The organism is Streptomyces katrae (genome assembly GCF_002028425.1).
GTDB lineage: Bacteria > Actinomycetota > Actinomycetes > Streptomycetales > Streptomycetaceae > Streptomyces > Streptomyces katrae_A.
In genome coordinates this window covers 872,021-892,256 of sequence record NZ_CP020042.1, presented here as the reverse complement: position 1 = coordinate 892,256, position 20,236 = coordinate 872,021, and the positions used below count along the sequence as shown (strand labels likewise).

Annotated in this window: 21 protein-coding genes; 11 read left to right on the top strand and 10 right to left on the bottom strand. The window is 75.0% G+C overall.

Translation table 11 applies throughout. The annotated features are described in order from the left end of the window. Positions 1-136: 136 nt before the first annotated feature. Positions 137-481 (bottom strand): thioredoxin family protein, encoded by a 345-nt coding sequence (locus B4U46_RS04120; RefSeq protein ID WP_079424158.1) that lies wholly within the window; start codon positions 479-481, stop codon positions 137-139. A gap of 95 nt (positions 482-576) precedes the next feature. On the opposite strand from B4U46_RS04120, the gene B4U46_RS04115 reads away from it, so the two are divergent. The 4 genes from B4U46_RS04115 (at position 577) to B4U46_RS04100 (ending at position 3,295) form a co-directional block, all read left to right on the top strand. After that, a complete protein-coding gene (locus B4U46_RS04115) occupies positions 577-846 on the top strand; it encodes a hypothetical protein (protein ID WP_079424156.1) in 270 nt (89 codons plus the stop codon). A gap of 96 nt (positions 847-942) precedes the next feature. Then, positions 943-1,563 carry a DUF7691 family protein gene (locus tag B4U46_RS04110; RefSeq protein WP_079424154.1) on the top strand — a complete coding sequence of 207 codons (621 nt, stop codon included), beginning with the start codon at positions 943-945 and terminating at the stop codon, positions 1,561-1,563. A gap of 140 nt (positions 1,564-1,703) precedes the next feature. Further along, positions 1,704-2,060, top strand: a complete 357-nt coding sequence (locus tag B4U46_RS04105) for a YciI family protein (protein WP_079424152.1) — start codon at positions 1,704-1,706, stop codon at positions 2,058-2,060. Then, complete coding sequence (locus B4U46_RS04100) at positions 2,060-3,295, top strand: RNA polymerase sigma factor (RefSeq protein ID WP_079424151.1); 1,236 nt, start codon at positions 2,060-2,062, stop codon at positions 3,293-3,295. The genes B4U46_RS04105 and B4U46_RS04100 overlap by 1 nt, the downstream gene beginning before the upstream one ends. Here B4U46_RS04100 and B4U46_RS04095 read toward each other — a convergent pair. The 8 genes from B4U46_RS04095 to B4U46_RS04060 form a co-directional block, all read right to left on the bottom strand. Further along, positions 3,285-4,739, bottom strand: a complete 1,455-nt coding sequence (locus B4U46_RS04095; RefSeq protein ID WP_079424149.1) for a condensation domain-containing protein — start codon at positions 4,737-4,739, stop codon at positions 3,285-3,287. The genes B4U46_RS04100 and B4U46_RS04095 overlap by 11 nt on opposite strands. Positions 4,740-4,810: 71 nt before the next feature. Next, positions 4,811-5,302, bottom strand: a complete 492-nt coding sequence (locus B4U46_RS04090; protein ID WP_079424147.1) for an STAS domain-containing protein — start codon at positions 5,300-5,302, stop codon at positions 4,811-4,813. A 50-nt stretch (positions 5,303-5,352) separates the two neighbouring features. Beyond that, the gene (locus B4U46_RS04085) at positions 5,353-8,904 is read right to left on the bottom strand and encodes an AAA family ATPase (RefSeq protein ID WP_079424145.1); all 3,552 of its coding nucleotides are present in this window, start codon (positions 8,902-8,904) and stop codon (positions 5,353-5,355) included. A 90-nt stretch (positions 8,905-8,994) separates the two neighbouring features. Continuing rightward, positions 8,995-9,603: a DJ-1/PfpI family protein gene (locus tag B4U46_RS04080; protein WP_079424143.1), complete on the bottom strand. Its 609-nt coding sequence runs from the start codon at positions 9,601-9,603 to the stop codon at positions 8,995-8,997. 67 nt (positions 9,604-9,670) lie between these two features. Then, positions 9,671-9,883 (bottom strand): hypothetical protein, encoded by a 213-nt coding sequence (locus tag B4U46_RS04075; protein ID WP_079424141.1) that lies wholly within the window; start codon positions 9,881-9,883, stop codon positions 9,671-9,673. After that, entirely contained in the window at positions 9,862-10,713 is an 852-nt protein-coding gene (locus B4U46_RS04070; protein ID WP_079424139.1) for a hypothetical protein, read from the bottom strand. Before B4U46_RS04070 ends, B4U46_RS04075 begins: the two co-directional genes overlap by 22 nt. Before the next feature lie 4 nt (positions 10,714-10,717). Continuing rightward, on the bottom strand, positions 10,718-11,632 hold the full coding sequence (locus B4U46_RS04065) for a LysR family transcriptional regulator (RefSeq protein WP_079424138.1): 915 nt from the start codon (positions 11,630-11,632) through the stop codon (positions 10,718-10,720). A gap of 119 nt (positions 11,633-11,751) precedes the next feature. After that, positions 11,752-12,504: a GntR family transcriptional regulator gene (locus tag B4U46_RS04060; RefSeq protein WP_079424136.1), complete on the bottom strand. Its 753-nt coding sequence runs from the start codon at positions 12,502-12,504 to the stop codon at positions 11,752-11,754. A 230-nt stretch (positions 12,505-12,734) separates the two neighbouring features. Between B4U46_RS04060 and B4U46_RS04055 the strand changes: the two genes are divergently transcribed. Genes B4U46_RS04055 through B4U46_RS04035 form a run of 5 tightly spaced genes read left to right on the top strand, consistent with a single transcriptional unit; the run spans position 12,735 to position 17,518 of the window. After that, positions 12,735-13,898: an ABC transporter substrate-binding protein gene (locus B4U46_RS04055; RefSeq protein WP_079424135.1), complete on the top strand. Its 1,164-nt coding sequence runs from the start codon at positions 12,735-12,737 to the stop codon at positions 13,896-13,898. After that, positions 13,898-14,806: an ABC transporter permease gene (locus B4U46_RS04050; RefSeq protein ID WP_079424133.1), complete on the top strand. Its 909-nt coding sequence runs from the start codon at positions 13,898-13,900 to the stop codon at positions 14,804-14,806. The genes B4U46_RS04055 and B4U46_RS04050 overlap by 1 nt, the downstream gene beginning before the upstream one ends. Continuing rightward, the gene (locus B4U46_RS04045) at positions 14,794-15,762 is read left to right on the top strand and encodes an ABC transporter permease (protein WP_237292616.1); all 969 of its coding nucleotides are present in this window, start codon (positions 14,794-14,796) and stop codon (positions 15,760-15,762) included. The genes B4U46_RS04050 and B4U46_RS04045 overlap by 13 nt, the downstream gene beginning before the upstream one ends. A 5-nt stretch (positions 15,763-15,767) precedes the next feature. Beyond that, positions 15,768-16,862, top strand: coding sequence for an ABC transporter ATP-binding protein (locus tag B4U46_RS04040; RefSeq protein ID WP_107438224.1), 1,095 nt, complete (start codon positions 15,768-15,770; stop codon positions 16,860-16,862). Continuing rightward, positions 16,859-17,518, top strand: a complete 660-nt coding sequence (locus tag B4U46_RS04035; RefSeq protein WP_261340939.1) for an HAD family hydrolase — start codon at positions 16,859-16,861, stop codon at positions 17,516-17,518. Before B4U46_RS04040 ends, B4U46_RS04035 begins: the two co-directional genes overlap by 4 nt. Here B4U46_RS04035 and B4U46_RS04030 read toward each other — a convergent pair. Beyond that, positions 17,499-17,984 (bottom strand): hypothetical protein, encoded by a 486-nt coding sequence (locus B4U46_RS04030; protein ID WP_100864738.1) that lies wholly within the window; start codon positions 17,982-17,984, stop codon positions 17,499-17,501. The genes B4U46_RS04035 and B4U46_RS04030 overlap by 20 nt on opposite strands. 153 nt (positions 17,985-18,137) lie before the next feature. Between B4U46_RS04030 and B4U46_RS04025 the strand changes: the two genes are divergently transcribed. Further along, positions 18,138-19,094 carry a GlxA family transcriptional regulator gene (locus B4U46_RS04025; RefSeq protein WP_079424130.1) on the top strand — a complete coding sequence of 319 codons (957 nt, stop codon included), beginning with the start codon at positions 18,138-18,140 and terminating at the stop codon, positions 19,092-19,094. Between the two features lie 132 nt (positions 19,095-19,226). Continuing rightward, positions 19,227-20,222 (top strand): type I glyceraldehyde-3-phosphate dehydrogenase, encoded by a 996-nt coding sequence (gap, locus tag B4U46_RS04020; protein WP_079424128.1) that lies wholly within the window; start codon positions 19,227-19,229, stop codon positions 20,220-20,222. Positions 20,223-20,236: the final 14 nt, after the last annotated feature.

The window sequence follows — 20,236 nt, the reverse complement described above, 5'->3', positions numbered from 1 at the left end:
CTCAGGCACCTATCCTACCTATGCCACTTTCGGCCAGCCTGCCCGAGTTCACCCTCAGGGAAACGCCCGGGGCCCACCGGACCAGTGGGGCAGGGGGGGGACAGAGGGGCCGGCCCCCCGGGCTGGACCCCCGCGGCTAGACCCCGGCGTCTTCCAGCAGGGTGCGCAGTTCCGCCGCCGTCATCGGGCCCGCGTGGGCCGCCACCGCCTCCCCCGAGCGCAGCAGGACCACGGCCGGGGCGCCCGTCACCCCGTGGCGGCGGGTCGTGGCCGGGCAGCGGGTGATGTCCGTGCGGACGACCGTCAGCCGGGCGCCGTACTCCTGCGCCACCTCCTCCACGACGGCGTCCAGCGCCCGCGAGGGCCCCACGGCCTTAGGCCAGCTGCCGGTGAAGTAGGCCAGCACCGGTGTTCCCTGCGCCATACCGGTGATGAAGTCGAATTCCTGGTCCTCCAGGGGCCGGTGCACCCGACGGTTCATGGGCGGCGCTCTCCTCGTTCGTGCCTGTGCTCACCGCCAGCCTAGGCGCAGCGGCCGGACGGCCCGTTGTCAGTGGTGGCTGTGATCCTGGGGGCATGGACCTCAGCACACCGCGCCGGAGGGTGTACGGCGCCGACCACGACGACCCCGATCCGGGCCCCCGCCCCGGCCGCGCCTACGGCGAGCTCGTCGGCGGCCCCCTCGACGGGCTGCTCCTCGACGTCACCGGCTGGAGCCCCGCCCGGCTGGCCGAAGAGGCCCGCCTGCCCACGGAGATAGGCCGCTACGGGCCGGGCGGCCGCGCCCACTACCGCCGCCGCGCCGCGGACCCCGGCCGCTGGGACTGGTCGGGGGACAGCCGCTAGACCCCCTTGCCCGCAGTCGGCCCGAACAGCACGCCGGTTTCGCCGGAAGGGCCCGGTTCGGAGAACATGAAGCATCGCCTGGGGAAGGAAGTGACCGTGGGTCACCTTGTCATGAGCACCGGCAGCATGCGCGAAGCGATGAGGCTGCTCACCGCCGTGGAACGCACACCCGGGCAGGAGCGCACGCTCGCCACCGTCCGGGAGAAGTGCCGGACCGTGGACGGGCGGCTGCACAGCCAGGGCATCGACCTCGAGGTCTCCGTGGCCCAGGCCCTGGAGGAGCTGCTCGACGGCACGGTCCGCGCTGCGCAGGGCCCCGGCTACCACCACGCGCTGCACGCGCTGATCTCCGCGCACTTCTCGGACACCCACGACCTCGGGGACTGGCGGCGCCAGTCCTGGTTCTGGACGGTGGACGAGGAGGTGTCGCGCGCCGGGGTCCCGGACCGCCTGGCCATCTCCCGGATCCTCACGTCCGGGCCGCCCGTCCGCCTGCCGCCGGCCGGTGACTCCACCCCCTGGATGGGCACCTTCCCGACCGAACTGGCCGCCGAGTTCGTCGCCGCGCACGAGGCGGTGCTGGCCCGGCTGGACCCGGAGGTACGGGAGACCGTCGAGGTCTTCCTCAAGGCGATCCGCTGCGAGGCCGAGGAATGGGCCTCCGCGCAGGAGGACGCGCGGCCCGGCCAGGACACGATGTTCTTCTGGTGCGCCTGAGGGGCCTCCCGCGCGCCCGATGGCCCGCCCGGAGGATTCCCCCAAGAATTTTCCCGGGACCTGTCGATCCGGGCCCCTTCCGTTCGACGCAGGGGTGAGAGGCGGGGAGAGCCCCCGCCCACCGCCACCGAGGAGTCACCATGCCGCGCTTCCTGACGCTCATCCGCATCGACGAGCAGGACCTCCCCCCGAAGGACTTCCCGCCGGAGTTCGAGCAGCGCATGGGCGCCCTCCTGGAGGAGGTCACCAAGGCCGGCGTCATGCTCGACACCGCCGGACTGCTCCCCACCGCCCAGGGCACCCGCCTCGACTGGTCCGGCGGGAAGACCAGCTTCACCGACGGTCCCTTCACCGAGACCAAGGAGGTCGTCGGCGGGTACGCCCTCCTGCAGTGCAAGGACAAGGCCGAGGCCCTGGAGTGGACCAAGCGGTTCCTCGAAACCCATCCGACGTCGTGGCACGTGGGCGCCGAGGTCCGCGAGATCCAGGAGATGTAGTGACCACGGCCGGGGCGGTCGAGACGGTGTTCAGGATGGAGTCGGCGCGGATCATCGCCGGCGTCACCCGGATCGTGCGGGACGTCGGCATCGCCGAGGAGCTCGCCCAGGACGCCCTCGTGGCCGCCCTCGAGCAGTGGCCCGCCTCCGGGATCCCCGACCGGCCCGGTGCCTGGCTCATGGCCACCGCCCGGCACCGGGCCGTCGACCTCGTCCGCCGCAGGGAGACGTACGCCCGCAAGCTCGCCGAGGTCGGCCGGGCCCTGGAGGACGTACCGCCGCCGGCCGAGCCCGCCGACCCGGACGACATCGACGACGACCTGCTCCGGCTGGTCTTCACCGCCTGCCATCCGGTCCTGTCCACCGACGCCCGGATCGCGCTCACGCTGCGCCTGGTTGGCGGGCTCACCACCCAGGAGATCGCCCGCGCCTACCTGGCCCCCGAGCCCACCGTCGCCCAGCGCGTCGTCCGCGCCAAACGTGCCCTGGCCAAGGCCGGGGTGCCCTTCGAGGTGCCCTACGGCGCCGACCGGGCCCAGCGCCTGGCCTCCGTCCTCGAGGTCATCTACCTGATCTTCAACGAGGGCTACGCGGCCACCGCCGGCGACGACCTCCTGCGCCCCGCCCTCTGCGAGGACGCGCTGCGCCTGGCCCGGCAACTGGCCGCCCTGATGCCGGACGAGCCCGAAGCGCACGGGCTCGCCGCACTGCTGGAGTTCCAGGCCTCCCGCACCGCCACCCGCACCGGCCCCGACGGCGAACCGGTCCTGCTCGCCGACCAGAACCGCGCCCGGTGGAACCGGCTCCTCATCCGGCGCGGGGTCGACGCCCTCCAGCGCGCCGGCAGCGGCCCCTACTCCCTCCAGGCCGCCATCGCCGGCTGCCACGCGGCCGCCGTCCGTTACGAGGACACCGACTGGACCGCCATCGCCACCCTCTACGGGCGCCTCGTGCTCCTGCTGCCCTCACCGGTGGTCGAGCTGAACCGGGCCGTCGCCGTCTCCATGGCCGACGGCCCCGCGGCGGCCCTGCCGCTGGTCGACGCCCTCGCCGCGGAACCCGCCCTGCGCTCCTACCACCTGCTGCCGAGCGTACGGGGGGACCTCCTGGAGCGGCTCGGACGCGCGGCCGAGGCCCGCGCCGAGTTCGAGAGGGCGGCCTCCCTCACCCGCAACACCCGCGAACGGGAGCTGCTGCTGGGCCGGGCCGCCGCCCTGCGCCCCCTCAGCCCCTGACCCGCGCCGCCCGCGGATCCGGCTCAGGCCGCCGCGGGGCCGTCAGCCCGACCGGCCGGCGGAAGCCGCCCGTGCGGGCGACGCACTGCACCGTCCGGCGCAGCGCCTCCTGGAAGTCGTCCATCGTGCGCCGCGCGGCCGGGGTGTCCACGTACAGGGAGTTCATGTGCAGCCCGTCCGCGTCCCGCTGGAACCACGAGCAGGTCCCGTTGCCGGTCGCCGACCACACGTGCGTGGTCGGCCGCCACTCCTCGTGCCGCTCGGCGCCCGGACAGCGGCGCATGTCGATGTACGAGAAGAAGTTCACCGCGTACGGCCAGGACCGCAGGGCGAACTCCTCCGGGGCCAGCAGCTCCCAGGCCCGCACGAACGGCACGTCCAGGTGCCGCATCATCTCCCGGAACCCCTCCTGGACCCCGGCCGTCACCTGGGCGAAGTCCTTGCCGGGGGAGGCGTCGAACTCGATCGGCAGGGTGTTGACGAACCAGCCCACCGAGTTGGTCCACTTCTCCCGGCCCCGCTCGCTGACCGGCATGAACCCCCGGTACACCCCCGGCCCGCCGGCCTCGCGCAGACACACGGCGACGGAGGCGAGCAGCCCCATGAACGGCTTCGCCCCGGTCTCCCGGCACACCTTCTCGAACACCTCGGCCTCGGCGGCGTCCAGCAGCGAGGAGGCCTCGTTGACGATGGGGTACATCCGGCCCGGCTCGACGCCCAGGTCCAGCGGGCAGCGGGGGAAGAACTCCCCGCCCCGCCCGATGAAGGACTTCCAGTAGTCCAGCCGCTCGTCTTCGGCGTCGATGGACAGGTAGCGGCGGCGCTGCTCGTCGGCGAAGTCCAGGTAACTCGGCGCCGGCGGCAGCTCGGGCTCCTCGCCGCGCAGCAGCGCCTCGTAGGAGGTCAGCACCTGGTGGGCGACGACCGGCATCGACATGCCGTCGCAGACGATGTGGTCGAACGCCAGGTAGACGGTCGCGGAGTCGGGACGGACCACCGCGCCCATCACGAACAGCGGCCACGACAGCGTGTCGATGCTCTGCTGGAACCGCTCCGACAGGAACGCCCCCAGCCGCCCGGCCGAACCGTGCGCGGCCACCTCCTCGGCCTCCAGGGCGAGTTCGGCGGCCGGCAGGGGGGCGCAGGACACCTCCCCGGCCAGCCGCAGGAACTCGCACCGCAGCACCTCGTGCCGCTGGACGAAGCCCAGCAGGGCCCGGGCCAGCACCGCCTCGTCCAAGGGGCCGTCGATCTCGAAGGTGACGGCCACGAAGGACGCGACCCGGTCGCCGTCGGCGCGGCTCTCCTCGGCGACGGTGAAGTGCTTGTCCTGATTGAACGAAGCCCTCCGGTCCGCCGCGCCCGGGGCGGTCGTGGAGCGCAACCGCCACTCGACGAGGCGCCCCGGCGCCACCTGGTGCATCTCCAGCGGAAACTGCCGCATTCACGCCATCCCTTCGTCCCCCGAATCAGCCCCGAGCGCCTAACGACACCCGGACCGCGGAGGTGACGCCCTCACCCGCCGCTCCCGTCCCGGAGCCCGCGCCGCGTCCTGCCCGGGGGTCCCGGCGCGTGCCCCAGCCGGTCCCAGAGGTCCAGCAGCAGACGTACGGAGCGCGACCCGGCGGCGAGCTCCCAGGTGCGGCCGTCGGCGGCCCACCGGTCGAGGAGGTGCGCCAGGGCGGAGTCGCAGAAGGCGACGTGGGCCGCGTCGAGGACCAGACGGCGGGCGCCGAGCGCCGCGCCCTCGTCGAGCAGGGCCCGCAGGGGCAGGCAGCTGTAGTGGTCGAACTCCCCGGCCAGGGTCACGGAGAGGACCCCGCCGCCGAGCGAGGACCGCACGCGGGGGAGCGGCGGACCGGCCGGACCCGGCGGGTCGCCGGGAGCGGGCGGGGCGGTCGACGGGCCCCGGGGCGAGACGCCCCGGGGGACCGGGCGCGGGGGAGCGGCCGGGACCCCGGCCAGGCAGGTCAGGTGGGCGTCTATCGAGTGTATGGGGGTGTTCACGCCCTTCCAACGGGCCCCGCCCCGGGCGGGAACCGGCGGCCGGGCGCACTTCACCCGCGTGGCCGTGGGACCGGGGCGGGCGGAGGCAACTGGTGGGCGCGGCGCTGCTCCGGCGTGGGCGGGTGCAGGACCCGCCCCGCCGCCAGGCGCAGCAGCGGCCCCGCGCCGTCCCGGGGCACAGGGGTCCACAGCCGGACCGTGCGGTCGCGCGAGGAGGTGGCGATCCGGCCGCCGCCGGGGGCCCAGGCCACCCCGTTGACCCAGTCGGCGTGCAGTCCGGCCACGGCGACGGGCGCGGCCGCCGCCGGGTCCCACAGCCGCAGCGTCCGGTCCCGGGAGACGGAGGCGAGCCGGGTGCCGTCCGGGGACCAGGCGATGTCCTGGACCCGGTCCTCGTGCCCGGCCAGCAGGGCGAGGGCCGCGGCCGGTCCGTCCGCGTCCGGGTCCCACAGGCGGACGGTGCGGTCCCGGGAAGCGGTGGCCAGCAGGCGCCCGTCCGGCGACCAGGCCACCTCCCAGACCTGGTCCTCGTGACCCTCCAGGGTGCGCAGCCGCTCACCCGTCGCGGTGTCCCAGACGATGACCGTACGGTCCGTCCCGCAGGTCGCCAGCCGGCCGCCGTCCGGCGACCAGGACGTTCCGGTGACCCAGTCCCCGTGCCCGCGCAGCACCCGCGTGGGACCCCGCCCGGCGGCGTCCCGGAGGTGGACGAGGCCGTCACGCGCGGCCGTCGCCACCCGGGTGCCGTCCGGGGACCAGCACACCGACGACACCCATGCGCCGTGCCCGCCCGGAAGCTCGGCCGCCGGGCTGCCGTCGCCGTGCCACAGCGCGGCCACGCCGTCGTGACGGCCGACGGCGAGCAGCGACCCGTCCGGGGACCAGGCGAGGTCCCCGCACTGCCCCGTGGCCAGGACCTGCGGCGGCCCGAACTCCGGTGCCCGCCACAGCCGGACGGTCCCGTCCTCCGAACTGCTGGCCACCCGGCCGCCGTCGGGCGACCAGGCGACCTGCCACACCGACTCGGTGTGCCCGCGCAGCACGGACGGCGGCGCGGCCGGCTCCCAGACGGCCAGGGTCCGGTCCCGCGAGGCGGTCGCCAGCCGCCGGCCGTCCGGGGTCCAGGCGACGGCGTGCACGGCGTCCAGGTGCCCGGTGAGCCAGAGGGCGGCGGCCTCGCCGTCGGCCGCGGCCCCGTCCCGGAGGTCCCAGATCCGCACGTTGCGGTGCCGGTCGCCGGCGGCGAGCCGGGTCCCGTCCGGGGACCAGGCCAGGCAGTCGATCCCGTCCATGCTCGACAGGGCCCGCACCACCCGGCTCGTGCCCGGCTCCCGGAGCACCACCGTGCGGTCGGCGGAGGCGGAGGCCAGCAGGGCGCCGTCGGGGGACCAGGCCAGGGCCGTCACCGCGTCCCCGTGCGCGGGCCCGCACGGCACGGGCTCCCCGCCGGCCGCCGGCCAGACCCGCACGGTGCCGTCCTCCCCGGCGGCGGCGATCCGGCCGCCGTCGGGCGACCAGGCCGCGCTCCACGGCGTCCCGGCCGCCGGGGCCCGCAGCGCTCCGGCCGGGGTGAACGAGGCGGTGTCCCACAGCCGGAGCTCCCCGCCGGCCCCGGCCGACACCAGCCGGCGGCCGTCCGGGGAGAACGCGAGGGCGCCCGGAGCCTCCCCGTGCCCGCCTCCGGGGAAGGGCAGCCGCAGACCGGCCACCCGGCGCCAGGTGGCGGTGTCCCAGACGGCGAGCCGGGCGTCCCGCGTGGCGCAGGCCAGCAGGGCGCCGTCCGGCGACCAGACCACCGTACGGGGCCACTCGCCCGGTACGTCGAGGACGACCGGCTCCGCACGGCCCCCGTCCGGCCCGCCGTCCAGGCCGTCCGTCCGCCAGACCCGCACCCGGCCGTCCCCGGCGCAGGCGGCGAGCCGCGACCCGTCGGGGGACCAGGCCGTCCCGGTCACCGCCGCGCCGAAGTCCCCGCGCACCGCCCGCAGCAGGGACCCGTCCAGTGCGGTCCGCAACGCCTGGAGGGCGGCCGGGGTCGGCGCCCACTCCGTGACCGCCGCGAGGGCGACGGCGACGGCCGTCTCCGGTTCGCGGCTCTCCAGTACCCGGGCCGCCACCGCGTCCGCCGTACGCGCCCGGGCCGCACCGTCCGCCCGCGTGCTGCGCTCCACGTACTCCGCCACCAGCGCCGGCACCTCCAGCCCGGCAGGGGCCCGGCCCTGCCAGGCACGGGCCGCCGCCAGCCGCTCCCCGGTCAGCAGGAAGGCATCCCCGCGGCCCGCGAACTCCCACTCCTGGGCCCAGCGTTCCCACTCGCCGCGCTGCCGCAGTTCGTCCACGTGCCCGGCGACGGCCCGCCGCAGGGGCGGCCAGCGGCGCAGCAGGGCCTCGTGGGCCAGGTCCAGGACCCCCGCGTCGGAGGTCAGCAGCCGGCCCGCCACGAAGGCGTCGGCGATCTCCCGCTCCGGGGCGGTCAGTTCGGAGCGCGGGACCCGTCTGCGGACGGGCTCCTCGCCCCGTACCGTGACCAGCCGCAGCAGGGTCCGCACCACCGGGTCGGGCCCGGGTCCGGTGTCCGCGTCCGGTCCCAGCAGCTCGGCGCGGATCCGGTCGGCCTGCCCGACGAGCGCCCCCGCGACCCCGCCGGCCTCCCGGTAGTGCGCGTACCCGATCACCGACCCGGGGCCGCCCGCCAGCCGGTACAGCTCCTGGAGGGTGAAGGCCAGCAGCGGCAGCGCGTCGCCGCCCCCGCAGTCGTCGACGATCCGCGACACCAGGCCCGCCTCGAAGGAGACCCCGGCGGCCGCGGCCGGCCGGGCCACGACCTCGTGCAGCGCCTCCCGCTCCAGGGCCCCGATCACCACCGGATCCCGTACCAGGAAGGCCAGTTCCGCCTCCAGGAACCCGGTCAGGAAGTCGGAGCGCAGGGTGCCCACCAGCCAGAGCCCCGGCTGCCGGGCCAGTTCCCGGCGCACCGCGGCCACGAAGGCGGCCCGCTCGCGCGGCCCCGACAGGGTCAGCAGTTCCTCGAGCTGGTCCACCACCAGCACCCGGGGCCGCCCGTCCGCCACGGCCCCGTCCAGGGCCCGCCGCAGGGCGCCCACCGGGTCGGTGCCGGGGGTGATCGCCGGGTACGCGGTCCAGCGCGAGCGCCGTCCCGTGAGGGCGGGCAGCAGCCCGGCCCGGACCAGTGAGGACTTGCCGGAGCCGGAAGGCCCGACCACGGTCACGAACCGGTTCGCCCGGGCCGGGGCAGCCGGGTGCAGCCGGGCCACGAGCGCGGCGGTCTCCCGCTCCCGCCCGAAGAACACGGCCGCGTCCTCCTCCCCGAAGGCTTCCAGCCCCGGGTACGGCGGCTGCCCCGCGGTCCACGTCACGGGCGCCGCCACCGGCCGCCGTTCCAGCCACCGCAGCCACAACTGGCCGCCGACCAGGGCGAGGAGCCCGATGCCGACCAGGGGTATGGACCACTGGCGCAGCAGCCGCAGCGGGAGCGGCACCTCGCCCTCCACGTTGGTGGCGTAGTTGGTCGCGATCCCGAGCAGGGCGCCCACCAGCATGAGCAGGACGTCGAGGACGAGGGCGAGCGGTCGTCGTTGCATGACGCCAGAACCTAGCCGCGCGCCCCCGGCCCCGCGACCGCCGGGCGCCCAACGGGCGCACCGGTGGCGGTGGTTGACCGTACCGAGGGCTCAGAGCAGGGCGGAGTCCCGTACGCCGATGGCGGACATCGTGCGGTCGACGGTCTCGCGCTGCTCGCCGACCGGTGCCACGTAGGCGACGGCGGCGCGCGCGGCCTCCTCGCCCAGGGTCCGGGTGATGGCCCAGGCGCCCAGGTACAGCGAGGACATGCAGCCGCCCGCCGTGGCGACGTTCCCCTCGACGTGGAAGGGCTCGTCCAGCACGGTGACGCCCAGCTGCTCGACGAACGGGCGGGTCGTCAGGTCCGAACAGGCGGGCCGGCCGGCGAGGAGCCCGAGCCGGGCGAGGACCAGCGCGCCGGAGCACTGCGAGCCGATCAGCTGGCGCGAGGGGTCGAGCGGCAGCATCGACAGCAGCCGGTCGTCCGCGATCACGTCGCGGGTCTTGATGCCGCTGCCGATCAGGACGACCTCGGCCTCCCGCACGAATTCCATCGGGCGCTGGCCCGTCACCTCGACGCCGTTCATCGACGTCACCACGGGGGTCGGCGTCGTGATGAAGGCCTCCAGGCCGTCGGGCCGGCAGCGGTTGACCAGCGCCGAGGCGATGAAGCTGTCGAGCTCGTTGAACCCGTCGAACGTGACCACCGCTACCCGCATCACCACTCCTTCGGACCGTTCTGCCGGACCTCCATGATCCCGGGCCGCCGAGCGGTCCGTCATGCGATCACGCGCGTCCGGTGGCCTGTTTGCGCCCTTCCGTCCCCCGGTCCGCCACCGGCACCAGCTGGCCGGTGGCGGCGAGCGCGAGCCGGGAGAACAGGGTGCCCGAGAAGCCGAACAGGAGCGCGATCGCCAGGGCGATGGGCCGGGCGGGGGAGCCCCAGGAATTGTCCAGAAACACCCGCCCCAGGAGGTTCAGTTCGGGGTCGGCGAGCATCCGTACCAGCAGCAGCCCGCCGGGTGCCGCCAGGGCCCCGCCGACCGGCGCCAGGACGAGGACGCCCCAGGAGGCGGGCCGCTGCGCGCGCATGACCCCGACCAGCGGGGACAGGAACCCGCCCAGGCCGCCCAGGAGGAGCGAGAGCCGGTGGTCGAGGACCTGCCGATCAGCAGCACCGCCCCGAGGCCGATGAGGGCCAGCCACAGGGCGATGCGCTGGAGTTCGTACTCGCGCTCGAAGGCACCGTCCTCGCGTTCGGCGAGCCGCTCGGTGACGGCGATCAGCGCGGCCCGTCCGGCCGCCGGGTCACCGGTGGGTGCGGCGAGTTCCCGCGCGAGGCCTTCGTCGGCCGGGTCCCGGCCGTCCTCCAGGCGCAGCCGCAGCGCGCGGGCGCGCAGGGCGGTCTCCTCAAGGTCCTCCAGGCGCAGGAGCTGCGCCTCGGCCTCGTGCAGCACCCTCCAGGCGGAGGCCAGTTTGGACAGCGGGATGGCGACGACCCAGCGCCGGGGCAGCAGCCGCCACGCTACCTGCCCGTTGCGCTCCAGGCGGTCCAGCCGGTCGGTGACCGCCTTCAGCACGGCGGCCCGAACGGCCGTGTCCGCCCCGTCCGGGGCCGCCCGGGCCGCGCAGACCCCGGCCCGGACCCGGCAGCCGTGCAGGCGGGCCTGGAGCAGCCGGTAGCGCGGGGCCGCGATCAGCCCCCGGCTGGTGATGTAGACGACCACGAGGTAGCAGGCGCAGACCAGCCACAGCGCCCAGCGCCCCTCCCCGGCCACGTACGCGACGAACATCCCGGCCCCCTCCGCGACTTCCCCGGCCGGCTCCATGCTCCTACGCGGCGGGGTCCGCCGTCCCCGGTTCCGCCTCCCCGGCCACCGAGGACCGCAGGGCCCGCGCCAGGGCCGTCGCGTACGGCTGCGGGGAGCGCAGCGGAGCGGCGACGCCGAGGTGGCGGGCCGGACGGGGCGGGGCGAGGGGCACCACCGCCGTACCGGGGGGCGGGGCCAGGGCGATGTGCGGGACGAGTGCCACGCCCACCCCCGCCCCGACCAGGGTCTGGGAGAAGAAGTAGTCGGTGGTGGACGCGGCGATCCGCAGGTCGAACCCGGCCCGGTCCGCGTAGCGGCGCAGGAAGGCCTCCGTCTTCATACAGCCCAGCACCCAGCGGTCGGCCGCCAGTTCGGCCGGCTCCAGGGCCTCCCGCTCCGCCAGCCGGTGCCCGGCGGGCAGGACCGCGTACAGCGGGTCCTCCAGGAGCGGCAGCCAGGACAGCCCGGTTCCGGAGGGCAGCGGGCCGTCGAAGTGGTAGGCCAGCGCCAGGTCCGCCGCACCGGCCCGCACCATCGGGAGCGAGGCCTCCGGCTCGGCCTCCAGCACCGTCAGCTCCACCTCCGGGTGCGCGTGCACGAAGGCGGACAGGGCACCCGGCAGCAGGTGGCGGCCCCCACTGGTGAAGGTGGCCACGGTCAGCCGCGGCCGGCCGGCGGCCAGCCGGTCGATGCGCGCGCGGACCCGGTCCAGTTCGGCGGTGACGGTCTCGGCCGTCTCCACCAGCAGCCGGCCGGCCTCGGTCAGGGTGACCCCGCGCGTGCTGCGCTCGGCCACCGGGTGGCCGAGGCCGCGCTCCAGCGCGGCGATGTGCTGGGAGACCGCCGAGGGGGTCAGCCGCAGGGCCGCTGCGGCCCGGTTGAAACTGCCGTGGTCCGCCACGGCCCGCAGGACGCGCAGCCGGTGCACATCGATCAAGGGTGTTCCTCGGGGCTGGGGGGTTGGGGCTCGGGGCTCGGGGCCGGCCAGGGGGGCCGGGCGCCCGCGCTGGGACCCTACAGCGGTGCGGCCTGCATTCCGGGCAGCCGGAGGGCGGCTCAGCGCTCCCCGCCGCCCGGGTGCCGCTCCAGCGGGGCGGTTACCGCCGAGTTGCTCACACTGAACGTGACGCTTCCGGCCCGGTAGCGGTCGTCGGACCACTCGATGGGGCGGCCCGTACGCGTGGCCGATACATGACGTTGGCGCAGCAGCGGGCTGCCGCGCCGGACTTCCAGCAGCCGGGCGTCCTCGCTGCCCGCGGCGAGCGCGTCGATCAGGTGCTCGCCGTAGTGGGCCACGACCCCGCAGTCCGCCGCCAGGCCGTCCATCACCGACCGGCAGTCCTCCGGCATGGCCTCCACGGCCTCCGCGACCCAGTCCGCGTAGGCGGTCCGCTCCACCATCACGGGCTCCCCGTCCAGCAGCCGCAGCCGCAGCACGGCCAGGACCTCCGTGCCCGGTGCCAGGGCGAGCCGTTCCACCTCCTCGGCCGTCGCGGGCCGCCGGGCCCGCGACAGGAAGCGGCTGCTGGCCTCGTGGCCGATCCCCTCGGCCCACTGCGCGAAGCTGTTCAGCTCCCCGAAGCTGTGCCGGCGCTCGTGGCGCAGGACGATCCTGCGGGCCCCCTGGCTGGAGCCGACCAGCCCGTCGGCGGCCAGACCGGCGACCGCCTGGCGGACCGTGCCGCGTGAGGCGGAGAACCGCGCCGCCAGCTCGCTCTCCGAGGGCAGCCGGGCGCCCACCGGGTAGGCGCCGGACAGGATCTCCCGGCGCAGCTCCTCCGCGATCTCCAGATACCGGACCGTGCCCATGCCGTTCGTCCCCCGCTCGCCCTGGTGCGGATCCTCCCGCAACGCCACTCATGATCATTCCAGCAGGTTCTGTCACGACTTCTTTCGGTCAATCTCGTGTTTTCTTCGAGCCGTGCTCCACGGTCCAGGCGCCGTTCACCGTCCGTACAGCCGGCCCGGGCGAACTGGGGCCAACTTGTTCAGACAAGTGACGCCTGGCAAGTGAACCCCCTTCGTCTCCGGGAGAGACCGTGTTCCGTTCCTCCGCCCGTCGCGGTGCGGCCGTCCTGCTCAGCGCCGCCGCCCTCGCCACCCTCGGCGCGTGTGGCGCCGCCCCCGACCAGCCCGCCGCCGGTGACGGCGCCAAGGGCAAGGCCCAGCCGGCCACCGCAGCCTCCGCGGCCGACCTCGGCGGCATGGACGCCCTCGTCGCGGCCGCCGAGAAGGAGGGCCAGCTCAACGTGATCGCCCTGCCGCCGGACTGGGCGAACTACGGCGAGATGCTCAAGGCCTTCCAGGCCAAGTACCCGAAGATCAAGGTCTCCAGCGAGAACCCGGACGCCACCAGCGCCGACGAGATCGCCGCCGTCAAGTCCCGCAAGGGCCAAAAGCGCGCCCCCGACGTCCTCGACCTCGGCATCGCCTTCGCCCGCAGCGGAGCCGGCGAGAACCTCTTCGCCCCCTACAAGGTCACCGCCTGGGACAAGATCCCCGCCTCCCAGAAGGACGCGGACGGCCGCTGGTACAACGACTACGGCGGCTACGTCTCCATCGGCTGCGACGCCGCGAAGATCCCCACCTGCCCGCAGACCTTCGCCGACCTCCTCAAGCCCGAGTACAAGGGCAAGGTCGCCCTCAACGGCAACCCGACCAAGTCCGGCTCCGCCTTCGGCGGCGTCTACGCGGCCGCCCTCGCCAACAAGGGCTCCTTCGCCGACATCCAGCCCGGCATCGACTTCTTCGGCCAGCTCCGCAAGAGCGGCAACTTCATCCCCGTCGAGTCCACCCCGGCCACCGTCGAGAAGGGCGAGACCCCCATCTCGATCGACTGGGACTACCTCAACGCCGGCTACGCCGAGCAGTTCAAGGGCAAGGGCGTCGACTGGAAGACCGTCGTCCCCGCCGACGGCGTCTACGCCCAGTTCTACTCCCAGGCCATCAACAAGGACGCCCCCAACCCGGCGGCCGCCCGCCTGTGGATGGAGTTCCTCTACAGCACCCAGGGCCAGAACATCTGGCTGGGGGGCCACGCCCACCCCGTCCTGCTCCCGGACATGACCCAGGCCGGCACCGCCGACAAGGACGCCGTCACCAAGCTCCCCCAGGTCCAGGGCACCCCGTCCTTCCCGGCCTCGACCGAGCTCGACAAGGCCAAGGCCGTCCTCGCCGAGAAGTGGGACAAGGCCCTCAGCTGATGTCCGCACCCACCACCACCCCTCACCGTGAGGGAACCGCCGGCGGCACCACCCCCCGCCGCCGGCGGCGCGGCCCGCGCACCTGGCTCGCCGCCCTCCCCCTCCTCGTCTTCACCGGGCTCTGCTTCGGCATCCCGCTCGGCGCCATCGCCTTCGGCGCGGTCACCCGCACCGACCCCGACACCGGCGCCACCCGGGCCACCGGCGAGCACCTGGCCCGCTCCCTCCAGGGCCCCTACCTCGGCTCCCTGACCGGCAGCGTCCAGCTCTCCGCCCTGACCGCCCTCATCGCCACCCTCCTCGGCGTGCTGATCGCCCAGGCGCTGGTCACCTCACGCTCCGCCGCCCTGCGCTCGGCGGCCCTGACCGCCTCCGGCGTCCTCGCCAACTTCGGCGGAGTCCCGCTGGCCTTCGCGTTCATCGCCACCGCCGGCATCTCCGGTGTGGCCACCCAGCTCGCCGACCTCACCGGCCTGGGCTGGGACCTGTACTCCTTCACCGGCCTCACCGTGGTCTACCTGTACTTCCTGGTCCCGCTGATGGTGCTGGTCACCGTCCCCGCCCTGGACGGGCTGCGCCCCCAGTGGCGCGAGGCCGCCCAGAACAACGGGGCCACCGCACTGCAGTTCTGGCGCCACGTCGGCCTGCCGGTGCTCGCGCCCTCCCTGCTCGGCGGGTTCGTCCTGCTCTTCGGCACCGCCTTCGCGGCCCACGCCACGGCGGCCGCCCTCGTCGGCGGCTCGGTACCGCTGGTCACCCTGAAGATCGCGGACGCCCTCTCCGGCAACGTGCTGACCGGCCAGGAGAACGTGGCGCTCGCCCTCGGCCTCGACATGATCCTGATCGCCGGCCTGGTCATGGCGGTCTACCTGCCCCTCCAGCGACGGAGCGCCCGATGGCTGCGATGACCGAGACCGCCGAAACCGCCGAGTCCGCCGAGACGGCCGAGACGGCCAAGACGGCCGAGACCGTCCCCGCGGCCGTGCGGGAGGCACCCGCCGCCCGCGCGGGGGAAGCGGTCCGCCGCCGTCCGCGCCCCCGCGTGTGGCGCGGCGCCGTGCTCGCCCTCGCCGGCGCGTACTTCCTGCTCCCGCTCCTGGCCTCCTTCGTGTTCACCGTGCACGTCCCCGGCCAGGGCGTCACTTTCGAGGCCTACACCGAACTGCTCGGCGCCGACGGGTTCTCCCAGAGCCTGCTGCTCTCGCTCGGCCTGGCCGCCGCCACCATCGTGCTGTCCCTCCTGCTGGCCGTGCCCGCGCTGATCGCCGTCCGCATTGGCTCGCCCAGGCTGCGGCCCGTGGTCGAGGTGGTCTGCATGCTGCCGCTGGTGGTTCCGCCGATCGCCCTGGTCACCGGGATCACCACCGTGCTGCGCTGGGGGCCCGAGCACCTCTCGCGGACCCCGCTCTACCAGACCTTCATCGCCGTCCAGGACGAGCGGTTCCCCGTCGTGCTGGTCCTCGCGTACACCGTGCTCGCGCTGCCCTTCGTCCACCGCTCGCTCGACGCGGGCCTGCGCGCCGTGGACGTGCCCACCCTGGTCGAGGCCGCCCGCAGCTGCGGCGCGAGCTGGCCGTACGTGGTGTGGCGGGTGCTGCTGCCGAACCTGCGGACCTCCCTCGCCGGGGCGGCCTTCCTCACCCTGGCGCTGGTCCTCGGCGAGTTCACCATCGCCTCCCTGCTGGGCTTCCGGCCCTTCGCGGTGTGGATCGTCTCCATCTCCGGCGCCCAGGCCCGGATGTCGGTGGCCGTCTCCATCCTCAGCCTCCTCATCACCTGGCTGCTGCTGCTCGTCCTCTCGCGGGCCGGTACCGCGCCGTCCACCACGGCCTCCGCCCCCGCCACCTCCCGCAAGGAGTCCTGACCCGCATGTCCACCACCCTGACCGAGGCCGGGAAGCCGGCCGAGTCCGCCGCCACCGGGGGCGCCCGCGTCGAATTCCGCGGCCTGCGCCGCGCGTTCGGCCCCACCACCGCCCTCGACGGGCTCGACCTGACCGTCGAGCCCGGCGAACTCCTCGCCCTGCTCGGCCCGTCGGGCTGCGGCAAGACCACCGCGCTGCGCGTCCTCGCGGGCTTCGAACACCCCGACTCCGGCGACGTGCTGGTCGACGGCGAGGACATCACCCGGGTCCCGGCCAACCGCCGCGACGCCGGGATGGTCTTCCAGTCGTACAGTCTCTTCCCCCACCTCAACGCCCGCGAGAACGTCGCCTTCGGCCTGCGCGTACGGGGCGTCCCGGCGGCCCGCCGCCGCGAGCGCGCCGCCGAACTCCTCGACCTGGTCGGGCTGCCCGACCACGGCGCCCGCTACCCGCACCAGATGTCCGGCGGCCAGCAGCAGCGCGTGGCCCTCGCCCGCGCCCTGGCCCTGCGCCCGCGCGTGCTCCTGCTCGACGAACCCCTCTCCGCCCTGGACGCCAAGGTACGGGCCAACCTGCGCGAGGAGATCCGCCGGCTCCAGCTCTCCCTCGGCATCACCACCGTGTTCGTCACCCACGACCAGGAGGAGGCCCTGTCCATGGCCGACCGGGTCGCCGTCCTCAACGCCGGGAAGCTGGAGCAGTGCGCCGCCCCCGCCGAGCTCTACGAGCGGCCCGCCACGCCCTTCGTCGCCGAGTTCGTCGGCACCATGAACCGGCTCCCGGGCCGCCTCACCGGCGACGGCCGGGTGGAGATCGCCGGCACCCGGCTGCCCGTCGACGGGCCGGTCCCCTCCGGCTCCGACGTCGAGGTGCTGGTCCGCCCCGAGAACCTCACCGTCACCGCCGACGAGGAAGGCGACGCCACCGTCACCTCGGCCTCGTTCTTCGGCGCCGTCACCCGCCTCCACCTCGACCTGCCGGGAGGCACCCGGGTCAAGGCCGACGTCCCCTCCCGGGACGCGGGCGGGCTCACCCCCGGCGCACGGGCCACCGTCGCCATGGCCGAGCGTCCCGTGCTCGTCGTGGCGAGGGCGGCGTGAGCGGACCCGCCGCCGTCCTCTTCGACATGGACGGCACCCTCGTGGACACCGAGGTGCTGTGGTGGGAGACCACCGAGGAGGTCGCGGACCGCCTCGGTCACCGGCTCGGTCAGGCCGACGCCCCCGAGGTCGTCGGCCGCGCGGTCGCCGACACCGCCGCCCACCTCGTACGGATCACCGGCGCCGCCGACGCCCGGGCGGTGGCGGACGAGCTCACCGAGGGCTTCCACGGCCGGGTCGCGGCCGGCGCCCCCGTCCGGCCCGGCGCCCAGCGCCTGCTGACCGCCCTTCAGGACCAGGGCGTGCCCTTCGCCCTGGTCAGCGCCTCGCCCCGGAAGGTCGTCGACCAGGTGGTGGGGGGCGCGCTGGCGCACGTCCCGTTCGCCTTCACCCTCTCCGCCGACGACACCGTACGCACCAAGCCGCACCCCGACCCCTACCGCGAGGCGGCCGGCCGCCTCGGGCTGGAGCCGGGGGAGTGCGTCGCGGTGGAGGACTCCCCGGACGGCGCGGCCTCCGCCGAGGCCGCGGGCTGCCCGGTCCTGGTCGTGCCCTCCCTGCTGGACGTCCCCCGCTCGGCGGCGCGCACCTTCGCGTCCTCCCTGGAGGAGGTCACCCCGGAGCTGCTGCGCGGGCTCAGGCGCACAGCCCGATGATGTCCCGGATCCCGTCGGCGTAGGCGGCGCTCACGCTGCCGGGCCGGCCCGCCAGCCCGCCGCGCAGCCCCGGCAGGCCGGCGCGGACGAAGGCGGCGCACTGCCCGTAGAGCCCCGCCTCGTACGCGGATCCGTCGTCCAGGGTGGTCAGCAGCGCGAGCAGGGTCCGCAGCAGGGCCTCACGGGTCGCCAGCCGGGGCGGTCCGGCCGACCAGACGGCCATCAGGACCGCACAGGCCGCAGGGGCGGGCGGGCAGAGTCTGGACCGGGCGAAGACATGCCCCTCCAGGGCGTGGAAGGCCGCCGGATGCCCCTCGGCGGCATGCCACAGGGTGTCCTCCAGATGGCCTGCCGAACGGCCGCAGCCGCACTCGACGGACGCCCAGTCGTGCCGTGCGATCTCGGCCGCCACGGCGGCGGGCACCAGCGGGCTGCTGCGCGCGGTGTCCTTGTCCTTCCCTCTCATGAGCCCCAAGTATGGGAGCGGGCGCGGGGCCGGTCGACCACCCCGTCCCGGGGGCGGACGCGGCCGCCGCCCGGGCGCCCGGCCCGGCCCCCGCAGCGGCGACCCCACGGGCACGGCACGCACCCGGGTTTCGTCCCGCGTACGCTCTGCGACGTGCCCCGATCCCGCCTCCACCGCGTCGCCGTCCTCGTCCTCGAAGGCGCCAAACCGCTCGACGTCGGGATCCCCGCGCAGGTCTTCAGCACCCGCGCGAGCATGCCGTACGAGGTCCGGGTGTGCGGGGCGGCCCCCGGGCTGGTCACCGGTGGCGACGGCCTGTCCTACCACGTCTCCCACGGCCTGGAGGCGCTCGAATGGGCCGACATCGTCTTCGTCCCCGGCTACCGTTTCCCCGACCGGGACGACCCGCCGCGCGAGGTCGTCGAGGCGCTGACCGCCGCCCACGGCCGGGGCGCCCGCCTCGCCGCGATCTCGACGGGCGCCTTCGCGCTCGCCGCCACCGGGCTGCTCGACGGCAAGCGCGCCACCACCCACTGGCACTACACCCGGGCGCTGACGGCGAAACACCCCCTCGTCCGGCTCGACGAGAACGTGCTGTTCGTTGACGAGGGCAGCGTCCTGACCTCGGCCGGCGCCGCCTCGGGCATCGACCTGTGCCTGCACATCCTGCGCCGCGACCTCGGCGTCGCCGCCGCCAACCACGCGGCCCGGCGTCTGGTGGCGGCCCCGTACCGCAGCGGAGGCCAGGCGCAGTACCTGCCGCGCAGCGTGCCGGAGCCGCTGGGGGAGCGGTTCTCCGCCACCCGTGAATGGGCGCTGCACCGGCTGGGCGAGCCCCTGACCCTCGACGTGCTCGCCCAGCACGCGGCCGTGTCGCCCCGTACCTTCTCGCGGCGCTTCGCCCAGGACACGGGGTACACGCCGATGCAGTGGGTCATGCGGGCCCGGGTCGACGTGGCCCGCGAGCTGCTGGAGCGCTCCGAGCGGAGCGTCGAGCAGATCGCCGCCGACGTGGGCCTGGGCACCGGCGCGAACCTGCGCCTGCACTTCCAGCGGATCCTCGGCACCACCCCCACCGAGTACCGGCGCACCTTCACCCGGGGCGAGTAGCCCGCGCGACGCCGGCCGACGGGTGGGCGAGACGGCGAGATGGCGAGATACTTGCGAACCGTGGCGATCTCGCCACTGTCGTGGGCGGGTGGCGGGAGCGAACCTGGGGACGAACAGAAGGGGACACCGCTCATGACTCGCATCGCCATCAACGGATTCGGCCGCATCGGACGCAACGTGCTGCGCGCGCTGCTCGAACGCGACAGCGACCTGGAGGTCGTGGCCGTCAACGACCTCACGGAGCCGGCCACCCTCGCGCGGCTGCTCGCCTACGACTCCACGGCCGGCCGGCTCGGCCGCCCGGTGACGGTCGACGGCACCACCCTCGTGGTCGACGGCCGGCGCATCGCCGTCCTCGCCGAGCGAGAGCCGGAGCGGCTGCCCTGGGCCGAACTCGGCGTCGACATCGTGCTGGAGGCCACCGGCCGCTTCACCTCCGCCGGGGCCGCCCGCGCCCACATCAAGGCGGGCGCGAAGAAGGTGCTCGTCAGCGCCCCCTCGGACGGCGCGGACGTGACGCTCGCGTACGGCGTGAACACCGGCGCCTACGACCCCGAGCTCCACACCATCGTCTCGAACGCCTCGTGCACGACGAACGCGCTCGCGCCGCTGGCCTCCGTCCTGGACGAACTGGCCGGCATCGAGCACGGGTTCATGACGACCGTGCACGCCTACACCCAGGAGCAGGCCCTCCAGGACGGCCCGCACCGCGACCCGCGCCGGGCCCGCGCCGCCGCCGTGAACATCGTGCCGACCACGACCGGCGCGGCCAAGGCGATCGGCCTCGTGCTCCCCAACCTCGACGGGAAGCTGTCGGGCGACTCGATCCGCGTGCCCGTCCCGGTCGGCTCGATCGTCGAACTGAACACGACGGTCTCCCGGGACGTCACCCGCGACGAGGTGCTGGCGGCCTACCGCGCCGCCGCCGAGGGCCCGCTGGCCGGGGTGCTCGAGTACTCGGAGGACCCGCTGGTGTCCTCCGACATCACCGGCAACCCCGCCTCCTCCATCTTCGACTCGGAGCTCACCCGCGTCGACGGCCGCCACGTCAAGGTGGTCGCCTGGTACGACAACGAGTGGGGCTTCTCGAACCGCGTGATCGACACCCTCACCCTCCTGGCGGGCTGAGACCTCCTGCCCCG